The following is a 10,125-nucleotide window of genomic DNA, read 5'->3' as shown; positions in this document are numbered from 1 at the left end:
AGCGGGCCGCCGCAAGCCATGACAATTTGCGGCGGTATGTCGGCCGAATGACCGCGCGATTCTATCCGGAGCTCCGCGAGATCGCCGGTTGCCAGGCCGCAGCCTGAATTCCAGGGCAGGGCAAAAGCCCCCGGCGAGGCCGGGGGATAATCAACGTGGATGAAGTCTAGTTGACCTTGAGGTTTTCCGCTGACGTCTTGCCGCGGTTTTCGACGAGGTCGTACTCGATGTGCTGGTTCTCGTTGAGAGTGCTGAGCCCCGCACGCTCGACGGCCGAGATGTGGACGAACACGTCCTTCTCGCCGACCGCCGGCTTGATGAACCCATACCCCTTGGTGGGGTTGAACCACTTGACGGTGCCCTTGTGCATCGCCATCGCCTGTCTCCAAGTTTAGACTAGATACAAAAAAGACGCGGCCACGTTCTCCACGTGCCACGCCACAAACGGGCTCCCCGATAGCTGCTAGATTTCCTGCTCGCGAAACGCACAGTCGAACGGCCTGAATCCGATTGCACCTCGGATTGCAACACGAAATTTGGGCGTTCGCAAGGTTTCGGCGAGTGCTGGAAAACCGATTGGCGTTTCTGCGGGCTGTGGCAACCGGACAACAATAGCGTGTATTCGGCGGCGCGCCGGGGGGCTAACCGATTGACCCTTCCGGCGAACTGGGGGCAAATCGCTCCGGTTGATCGGGATTTGCGCATTTTTCGAGCCGGCGCTTTTGCCTTTGGGAATGGATTGCATGCGCTGCTCATCGCGGCTTTCGTGGGTACGAAAAATCGGGACCGGTGGCGCGCTGGCGCGGCTTGTCGCGATTGCGGTCGTTCTTGTCGCAGTGATGTCGGCGGCACAGGCGCAATCACCGACGCCGACGCCCACCCCGACGCCAACGCCTTCGCCTGTTCCAAGCCCGACGCCGACGGTGATCAATTCGACGGTGTCGTCCGGCGTGGCGCTGACCAATCTCGGCAGCAATTTCCTGGAGCGGCTGGGTAATCAGTCGAGCAATGGCTTCAGTCGCCTGCAGCGGACCAATCCGGGCGGCGGCGGCGCCTCCGAGAGCACGGAAGCGCCGCGCTACCGGACCTGGTTCGAAGGCTACGGGAATTGGACCAAGAACGGCGCGGTCGGCGATTTCGTCGGCGATAGCAGGAAGACCTGGGGAGGTGTGGCCGGCATCGGCGCGCGGGTGGCGCCGGGCATCAATATCGGCCTTTCAATCGACCAGAGCCGCTCTGCGATCGATATTCCGCTGGCACTGCAATCGGCGACGATCGACCTGACCCAGATCGGTTTCACGGCCTCGGTCGACAGCGGGCCGTGGACCTGGGCCAGCGCAGTGGTGCACGGTTTCGGCAACATCAATTCGCGCCGCGACACCGGCTTTGGGCTAGCGACCGCCGGATACAATGCGCGGCTCGACGGCGTTCTGAGCGAGATCAGCTATTACTGGTCGAAGGACCAGGGCCGCATTGTGCCCAAGGCCGCGTTCGAATACGTCCGAGCGCAGACCGGGTCGCTGCAGGAGATCGGCGGCCTCGATCCCGTGACGGCGACGGGCGCCACCGTGCAGCGCGGGCGGCTGCTGATCGGCGCGGAGATCGGCCACTACTGGATATTCGACGGCAAGATTCTCGACCTATCGGGCTATGGCAAGTTCGTCGACAATGTCGTGCAGAATTTCTCCGATATCACGGTCAGCCAGGGCGTCCAGAGTATTACGTTCCAGGGTATCGGCGAGAGCCGGTACGGCGCAGATGCCGGTGGCTCGGCATCGCTGAGCCTCACCAGTACCGCGCGGCTCTACGTCAACTACGACGCCAAATTCCGCGCCGCGATGCAGTCGCATCAGGGAACGGTGGGGCTGGAGCTGAAGTGGTGAGAGTTGATTGCAGCTTCTTGCTTCAACCGCGCCGGTCCTAGACCCGTCATCCTGAGGCGCGAGCGTAGCGAGCCTCGAAGGATGAGAGGCCCGTGGCCGTCGCCCTTCGAGGGCCGCGCTGCGGCCACCTCAGGGTGACGGGATCACTTGGTTCGCAAGCTGGGATCAGCTCCGGTCGACCCTGACGACGCGGCCTTTTTCGATCGCAAGCGCCAGCCGGCCATGCTTGAGCGCTAGTGCCGCTTCGCCGAACAATTCGCGCCGCCAGCCGTGCAGGGCAGCGACGTCGGCGTGGTCGTCGGTGGCGATCTGGTCGAGGTCGTCGACGGTGGCGATCACTTTGCTCGCAACGGCGTGGCGTTCCGACGTCATCCGCAGCAGCACCTTCAGGAGTTCGACGGTCGCAGCCCCATTCGAATTGCCGCGCGGCTTTTCGATCTTCGGCAGCGTGTGGGGATCGCGGGCAAGGCCGCGCTGCACGGCGGCGATGATGTCCGCGCCCCATTTGGAGCGGTCAAAGCCCTTCGGCAGCGAGCGCAGGCTGGCGAGCCGCTCCAGTGACGTCGGGGCGTGGGTGGCGATGTCGCCGACCGCATCGTCCTTCAGCACGCGCGAGCGCGGCACGTCGCGGCTTTGCGCTTCCTGCTCGCGCCAGGCCGCGACTTCCATCAGCACGGCAAGCTCCTTCGGCTTGCGCACCCGCGTCTTGAGCCGCTCCCAAGCGCGCTCGGGGTGGAAATCATAGGTCCTTGGCGAGGTCAGGACTTCCATCTCCTCGCTGACCCAGTCGCTGCGGCCGCGCTTCTTCAGGTCGGCGTCGAGGGCTGCGAAGACGTCGCGCAGATGGGTGACGTCGGACACCGCGTAATGCATCTGCTCCGGCGTCAGCGGCCGGCGCGACCAGTCGGTGAAGCGGTGGGTCTTGTCCGGCCGGTGCCCGGTGACGCGCTCGACGAGCTGGTCATAGGCAATACTGTCGCCATAACCCAGCACCATCGCCGCGACCTGCGTATCGAAGATCGGGTGCGGAATGGTGCCGGACTGGTGCCAGACGATTTCGATGTCCTGTCGGGCGGCGTGAAACACCTTCAGCACCGCCTCGTTCCCCATCAGTTCGAAGAACGGCTTGAGGTCGATCCCGGGGGCCAGCGTGTCGATCACGACGGCCTCGTCCGCGCTCGCCATCTGCACGACGCAGAGCAGGGGATAGTAGGTCGTCTCCCGCAGGAACTCGGTGTCGACGGTGATGACCTTGTGCTGGGCGAGCCGGGAGCAGGCGGCGGCGAGGTCGGAAGTGGTGGTAATTAGATCCATGAACAATCCATGACGCGTCCGACAGGCGTTCTGCCGAAAACGCTGATATGTCAAGGGTGTCGCGGAAGATTTGAGCCTTGCATTTGAGCCTGAGCACGGCTTTTTTGCGTCGTTTGGCGGGCGGATTGCCATAGACGACAAGCACGTTGCGGGCGTTTTCGGTCAGGCGCCCGGACAGCCGGTTTTCGGAGGCGCCGGCGGCCGTCGCCAGTCTCCGCGGGCCTTTCGGATTATGGCGCGACCCTGACTATTCGTAGCGGATGTGCCGCGACCGACGACGGCCCGACGGAATCGCGAGCACGGCGAGACAGAGCGCAATCATCACCATTCCCATGAATTCGATAGCAAAGGCATCCACGGCAATTCTCCCTCAGTAAACCGATAGAATTGTAGGGAGCGCGTTGACGGCTTCTTAATTTGTGGAACCGGCAGATGAAGCGCGTCGGCGGATGGTGGATGGCTGCTTAAGGAGTTGGGTTAACGGCAATGTGTAGGATGGGTAGAGCGAAGCGAAACCCATCAGCATCACGCGAGCTATTGATGGGTTTCGCTTCGCTCTACCCATCCTACAAGCTGTCAGCGCGACCTCACGTCCCGCAGAACGTTCGCAGCACCCGCTGATCGGGCAGCGGCGGATCGGCATAGGCTGCGAACTCCGGCTGATCCTCGTACGGCTTCGATAGCACCGTCAGCAATTCCTCGAACGGTGCGTAGTCGTTGTTCACGGCGGCCGCGATCACGGCTTCGACGCGGTGGTTGCGGGGGATGAAGGCCGGATTGACGGCGCGCATCGCGGCCTGCCGCTCCGCGGCGGATTGCGGCTCATCCGCGAGACGCTGACGCCATCGGGCGGCCCATTCGTCGAAGGCGGCGGGATCGGTGAACTGCGCCCGGACACTGTCGTCGTCGGCATCTCCAGCGGCATCGCTCAGGCGGCGGAAGGTGAGGGTGAAGTCGGCCGTGTTCTTCGCCATGGCGTCGAGCAGGTCCTGCACCAACGCATCGTCGCCGTCGCGGGCGGTGAACAGGCCGATCTTCTTGCGCAGCCCGGCCTGATAGCCGGCGGTGAATTTCTCGGCGAATTCGCCGAGGATGAATTGCGCCTGTTCGATCGCCTTGTCCTGGTCGTCGGAGAACAGCGGCAGCAGGCATTCGGCAAGCCGTGTCAGGTTCCAGAGCGCGATGCGTGGCTGGTTGGCGTAGGCGTAGCGGCCCAGCTCGTCGATCGAGGAGAACACCTGCGCCGGGTTGTATTCGTCCATGAAGGCGCAGGGCCCGTAGTCGATGGTCTCGCCTGATATCGAGGTGTTGTCGGTGTTCATTACGCCATGGATGAAGCCGACCAGAAGCCAACGCGCAACAAGATCGGCCTGGCGGGCAACGACGCCTTCGAGCAGCGCGTGATAGGGCCGCTCGGCCTTCGCTACATCAGGATAGTGCCTGGCGATGACGTGGTCGGCGAGCGCGCGCACGCCGTTGGTGTCGCCGCGCGCGGCGAAGAACTGGAAGGTGCCGACGCGGATGTGGCTTGCGGCCACGCGGGTAAGCACCGCCCCCGGCAGCATGGTCTCGCGCATGACGCTCTCGCCGGTGATCACGGCGGCCAGCGATCGGGTGGTGGGGATGCCGAGCGCGAACATCGCCTCGCTGACGATGTATTCGCGCAAGACCGGGCCGAGCGCGGCGCGGCCGTCGCCCCGGCGCGAGAACGGCGTCGGGCCCGATCCCTTGAGCTGGATGTCGCGGCGGACGCCGTCCTTGTCGATGACCTCGCCGAGCAGGATCGCCCGGCCGTCGCCGAGCTGGGGTACGAACTGGCCGAACTGGTGGCCGGCATAGGCCATCGCAATCGGGTCGGCGCCTTCGGGCAGGCGCTTTCCGGCGAGGATTTCCGCCCCTTCCGGGCTCTCCAGAACATCGGGATCGAGCCCGAGATGGACGGCCAAGGCCCGGTTCAGCTTGATCAGCCGCGGGGCGGCGACGGGCGTCGGGGCCACGCGGGCGAAAAAGTTCGCCGGCAGGGCCGAATAGGTGTTCTGGAACGGAAAATGGACGGTCATGACCCAAAGATAGGCGCGGACAGCGAATAGGCAAACCGTTCGGGCCGCCGGCAGCGGAAATCTCGCGTTTCTGGCTCAAAACAGGCCCCGCCATTGGTTGCCGCCCCCGGCTGCGTCGGGTAAACCCTCCCGCAATCCGCGCGGCCATTGGCCCCGATTCTGACCTCCGACATCTGTTTTTTGGGAATTCCATGCATCGCTACCGGTCACATACATGCGGCGCGCTCCGCGACAGCGACATCGGCCAGACCGCCCGTCTTTCCGGCTGGTGCCATCGTATTCGCGACCATGGCGGCGTGCTGTTCATCGATCTGCGCGACCATTACGGCATCACCCAGTGCGTGGCCGACCCGGACTCGCCCGCGTTCAAGGACGTGGAAAAGTTCCGCTCGGAATGGGTGGTGCGGATCGACGGCAAGGTGCGCCGTCGGCCCGAGGGCACCGACAATCTGGAACTGCCGACCGGTATGGTCGAAGTCTATGTCAGCGAGATCGAGGTGCTCGGGCCTGCGGCCGAGCTGCCGCTGCCAGTGTTCGGCGAGCAGGAATATCCTGAAGACATCAGGCTCAAGTACCGGTTCCTCGACCTGCGCCGCGAGAAGCTGCACCAGAACATCATGACCCGCGGCGCGATCGTCGATTCCATGCGCAAGCGGATGAAGGAGCAGGGCTTCTTCGAGTTCCAGACCCCGATCCTGACGGCGTCCTCGCCGGAGGGGGCGCGGGATTTTCTGGTGCCGTCACGCATTCATCCCGGCAAGTTTTACGCGCTGCCGCAGGCGCCGCAGCAGTACAAGCAACTCCTGATGATGTCGGGCTTCGACCGCTATTTCCAGATCGCGCCGTGCTTCCGCGATGAGGACCCGCGCGCCGACCGCCTGCCGGGCGAGTTCTATCAGCTCGACGTTGAAATGAGCTTTGTCACGCAAGAAGATGTTTTTGCGGCGATGGAGCCTGTCATCACCGGCGTGTTCGAGGATTTCGCCAAGGGGAAGCCCGTGACCAAGGGCTGGCGGCGGATTCCCTTTGCGGAGTCCCTGCGCAAATACGGCACCGACAAGCCGGACCTGCGGAATCCGATCGAGATGCAGGACGTGTCCGAGCACTTCCGCGGCTCCGGCTTCAAGGTGTTCGCGCGGATGCTGGAAGACCCGAAGAACCAGGTCTGGGCGATCCCCGGCGTGGGCGGCGGTTCACGCGCGTTCTGCGACCGCATGAATTCGTGGGCGCAGGGCGAGGGCCAGCCCGGCCTCGGCTACATCATGTGGCGCGAGGGCGGCGAGGGCGCAGGTCCGCTCGCCAACAACATCGGCGCGGAGCGGACGGCGGCGATCCGTGCACAGCTCGGCACAAAGGAGGGCGATGCCGCCTTCTTTGTCGCCGGTGACCCGGAAAAATTCTGGAAGTTTTCAGGGCTCGCCCGCACCAAGATGGCGGAGGAATTGAACCTGATCGACAAGGATCGGTTCGAGCTCGCCTGGATCGTCGACTTCCCGATGTACGAGTACAACGAGGAAGACAAGAAGGTCGACTTCTCGCACAATCCGTTCTCGATGCCGCAGGGTGGCCTGAACGCGTTGCAGACGCAGGATCCGCTGACCATCAAGGCGTTCCAGTACGACATCACCTGCAACGGCTACGAGATCGCCTCAGGCGGTATCCGCAACCACCGCCCCGAGGCGATGGTGAAGGCGTTTGAGATCGCGGGCTATGGCGAGAAGGATGTCGTCGAGCGTTTCGGCGGCATGTATCGCGCGTTCCAGTACGGTGCCCCGCCGCATGGCGGCATGGCGGCCGGAGTCGACCGCATTGTGATGCTACTCTGCGGCACCACGAACCTGCGCGAAATCTCGCTGTTCCCGATGAACCAGCAGGCCGTGGACCTCCTGATGGGCGCGCCGTCGGAAGTCACAACCAAGCAGCTCCGCGAGCTTCACATCCGGCTCAACCTGCCGGACAAGGGGTAGGACCTGAGTTAGCTGCGTCGGAACGGCTCCAAACCCTCATCCTGAGGAGCCCCCGCGGAGCGGGCGTCTCGAAGGATACAGGCCACAGACCGGGCCTCATGGTTCGCCCGGCGATGCGAAGCATCGTCCGGAGGATGCGCGGAGCCTGTCATCGGGCCGCGCTACGCGCGGACCCGTTGGCGCTCCTCACCATGAGGGACTTGCAATGAGTAGAAATAGCTCACAGGCCCGTCGAGGCCTCGATCCGGAATTGCGCCAGCGCAATCAGCGGATCGGTCTGCAACATTTGGAATAGCTGCATCGCCTGCACCTTGCCGAGCGGCGTGAGCTTGATCGTGAGTGTTGTCCTCGGCGTCTCGATGAAGCGCGCCAACGCGTCCACGATCGCCTCCGCATCGGGATTGCTGGTCGCGGTTTTGGCGGCACTGGCCCTGATGTCCTGGACGATGGCCTGCCGCGCCGCGTCGCGGCTGATGTTCTGCATCCTTGCATAGTGGGCGACCGCGAGATCGACGCCACCCAAATCGCGCACCGTGAACTCGATTTCGCCGGCCTCGATTTGCGTCGCCACGGCGGCTGCCTGAATCGGATTGATCGAGAATACCTCGCGCGGCACGTTGCCAAGCGAAACTCTTGCGGACGCTTTCAGCATGCCGCCAAGCTCGACCGTCGCTGGCTCCAGCACGAATGAGCGTGATGCTTCGGTCCATGCCGTGCCGAGATCGAGATCGATTGCCATCTTGTCCAGGCCCGCGGCGATCAGCATTCGCTGGCCGGGATGCGTCGTGTCGAGTGGGCTGGACATCTTCGCGATCAGTCGCGCCTTGCTCGGGATCGGTCCGACGAACTGTCCCCAGTCGAGGTTGACGAGGTCGACGTTGATCGGTCTGCCGGTGTTCTTGTAGGGCGCAGTGAAGCCCTTGAGCTCGGCGCCCTCGAGCAGGGCGATCATGCCGAGCGTCTGGTCAGGCGGTGGCGGTTGCGCCGGGTTCGAGAACAGCGCGGTCATGCGTAAGAGGCCTGCGATATCCAGGCTCTTGAGGGCGAAGCGGCTGAGCTTGACGGGACCCTGCGGCGTACGGCCGTCAAAACCTTCAATTGCAAATTCGCCGGTCTTTCCGTTCTCCAGACTGAAGCGCATCGACGCGAGCTTGAAGCCGCCCTCCGGCATGTCCATCGAAAAGTCGCGCATCTCGGCGTTTCCAATGCGCACGCCCTCGTAGATCTTGGCCATCTTCTCGATCATTTCGCGCGACTGCGCCGGGGTGAGCTGGGCTGTGCCGGACGGTATCGTTGCAAGGAGTGCAGCCAGTTGCAGCCGCGAGGGCCGTGCACCGATATCGTCGACCGTCAGTCCGTCGATACGCACCTTTGGGCCTTGCCCAGAGATGATCGTATAGGGACCAGCAGTAATCTGCCGGTAGACGCGGTAGTATTGGTCGTCATTGGCTCGCTGCGGATCGAGGATGGTTGCGGCCGCGACGGCATCGACATCCTGCGCCGCGAGATTTGCAAGGTCGCCGGTGACTTTCTCGGCCTTGCCCTTCGCTTGCGTGGTCCCTGTGAACGTCATTCGGTCGGCAGTGACGGCGGCGATCTTGCCGGCCTTGATGTCGCGCAGCGTGACGTTGGAGTAGGCGAATTCTCCGCTCCCCAGCGCCGGGTTTCCGGAGTTCATGGCGCCGGCGACACTGGGTACCGTGATCGAGGATGCGGTGAGCGCACCAAGTTGTTCGATAAGAAACCGATATTGGTCGATCATCGACGACGATGCCGGCGGCCGCGGCAGGCTTGCCGGGCCGGAAAAATCCTTCGCCGCGATCCGCGGCACCTTGTAGGTGACTTGCCAATCCGCCCCGGCGGCCATCCTGGCATTGAGTTCGAGGTCGATCGCCTCGATGGCATCGGCCGAGAATCGCGCCGCGTCCGGCTGACCGACACCAGAGGCTGTGATGCTGGCGATCTTCACGCTTACCGGCGGCTGCGATGCCGATTCAGTGGCGATATCGGCGATCTTGAGCGTGCGGCTGCGCAGGTCGAACGACACCTTGCCGTGGCTTGCCTTGCCGCCTGTAGCGCGAATCTGCTCGAACGCGGTCGCAACCTCGCCTTCGATCCGATGCTGCGTGTAAAACTCGAAGCCGAAGAAGCCACCCACCGCGATCACGACCGCGGCGGCCAGGCCCATCAGTATCTTGACCATTAGTTGTGCTCCGGACGCCGACATTGCGGGAGGCAAAATTGCCATATATCGGTCAAGGGAAGGGGGGTAGAGAGGAAATTATGCTACCGGCTTTGGCGCTTTCCGTCGATGCCCCCTTGTTGATGGGGACGCTTTCGGATGTTGCATCCAAGTGGCTGCCCGTGCTTCACATCCGGCTCAATCTGCCGCAAAACTGACGGTTCGAATGAAGACCGGCCGCCGGAAGTAATTCGGGGTCGAGGAAGCCCGTGGGGGAGTGCATGTCGTCCTATTCTGAAGATCTCCGCTCCGCGGCGCTTGCGTATCACCGGCTGCCGCGCCCGGGTAAACTCGAGATACAGGCCACCAAACCGCTCGCCAACCAGCGCGATCTCGCGCTCGCCTATTCGCCGGGCGTCGCTGCAGCCTGCACCGAGATCGCCAACAATCCGGCCGAAGCGGCGGCGCTGACCTCCCGGGCCAACCTGGTCGCCGTGGTCTCCAACGGTACCGCGGTGTTGGGGCTCGGCAACATCGGCCCGCTGGCTTCGAAGCCCGTCATGGAAGGCAAGGCGGTCCTGTTCAAGAAATTCGCCGGGATCGATGTCTTCGACATCGAGATCGCCGCCGACACCATCGAACGCGTGGTCGAGACGGTCGCGGCGCTGGAGCCGACCTTCGGCGGCATCAATCTCGAGGACATCAAGGGACCGGAGTGC

Annotated in this window: 7 protein-coding genes and 1 pseudogene; 4 read left to right on the top strand and 4 right to left on the bottom strand. The window is 63.7% G+C overall.

All coding sequences use genetic code 11. The features are described from left to right. On the top strand, nt 1-107 hold a 107-nt coding region (locus tag CP49_RS49290), incomplete at its 5' end, for a hypothetical protein (RefSeq protein ID WP_197423143.1). Nucleotides 108-166: 59 nt separating this feature from the next. Here the strand turns inward: CP49_RS49290 and CP49_RS17300 are convergent. Then, entirely contained in the window at nt 167-370 is a 204-nt protein-coding gene (locus CP49_RS17300) for a cold-shock protein (RefSeq protein ID WP_057851406.1), read from the bottom strand. A 373-nt stretch (nt 371-743) separates the two neighbouring features. Between CP49_RS17300 and CP49_RS17295 the strand changes: the two genes are divergently transcribed. Further along, nucleotides 744-1,883 carry an autotransporter outer membrane beta-barrel domain-containing protein gene (locus CP49_RS17295; protein WP_057851553.1) on the top strand — a complete coding sequence of 380 codons (1,140 nt, stop codon included), beginning with the start codon at nt 744-746 and terminating at the stop codon, nt 1,881-1,883. 165 nt (nt 1,884-2,048) lie between these two features. On the opposite strand, the gene rnd is transcribed toward CP49_RS17295, so the two are convergent. Next, on the bottom strand, nt 2,049-3,197 hold the full coding sequence (gene rnd, locus CP49_RS17290) for a ribonuclease D (RefSeq protein ID WP_057851405.1): 1,149 nt from the start codon (nt 3,195-3,197) through the stop codon (nt 2,049-2,051). A 587-nt stretch (nt 3,198-3,784) separates the two neighbouring features. Further along, the gene (locus CP49_RS17285) at nt 3,785-5,257 is read right to left on the bottom strand and encodes a protein adenylyltransferase SelO (protein WP_057851404.1); all 1,473 of its coding nucleotides are present in this window, start codon (nt 5,255-5,257) and stop codon (nt 3,785-3,787) included. A 191-nt stretch (nt 5,258-5,448) separates the two neighbouring features. On the opposite strand from CP49_RS17285, the gene aspS reads away from it, so the two are divergent. Next, a complete protein-coding gene (gene aspS, locus CP49_RS17280; RefSeq protein ID WP_057851403.1) occupies nt 5,449-7,224 on the top strand; it encodes an aspartate--tRNA ligase in 1,776 nt (591 codons plus the stop codon). 220 nt (nt 7,225-7,444) lie between these two features. Here the strand turns inward: aspS and CP49_RS17275 are convergent, their stop codons facing one another. Beyond that, nucleotides 7,445-9,427 (bottom strand): hypothetical protein, encoded by a 1,983-nt coding sequence (locus CP49_RS17275; protein ID WP_057851402.1) that lies wholly within the window; start codon nt 9,425-9,427, stop codon nt 7,445-7,447. A gap of 260 nt (nt 9,428-9,687) precedes the next feature. Here CP49_RS17275 and CP49_RS47460 point away from each other — a divergent pair. Then, nucleotides 9,688-10,125 (top strand): annotated as a pseudogene (locus CP49_RS47460) (NADP-dependent malic enzyme); the annotation flags it as partial.

It is taken from the genome of Bradyrhizobium valentinum, assembly GCF_001440405.1.
Classification (GTDB): domain Bacteria; phylum Pseudomonadota; class Alphaproteobacteria; order Rhizobiales; family Xanthobacteraceae; genus Bradyrhizobium; species Bradyrhizobium valentinum.
Note: the sequence above shows the minus strand (reverse complement) of the source record. Positions and strands in the feature narration are given on the sequence as shown.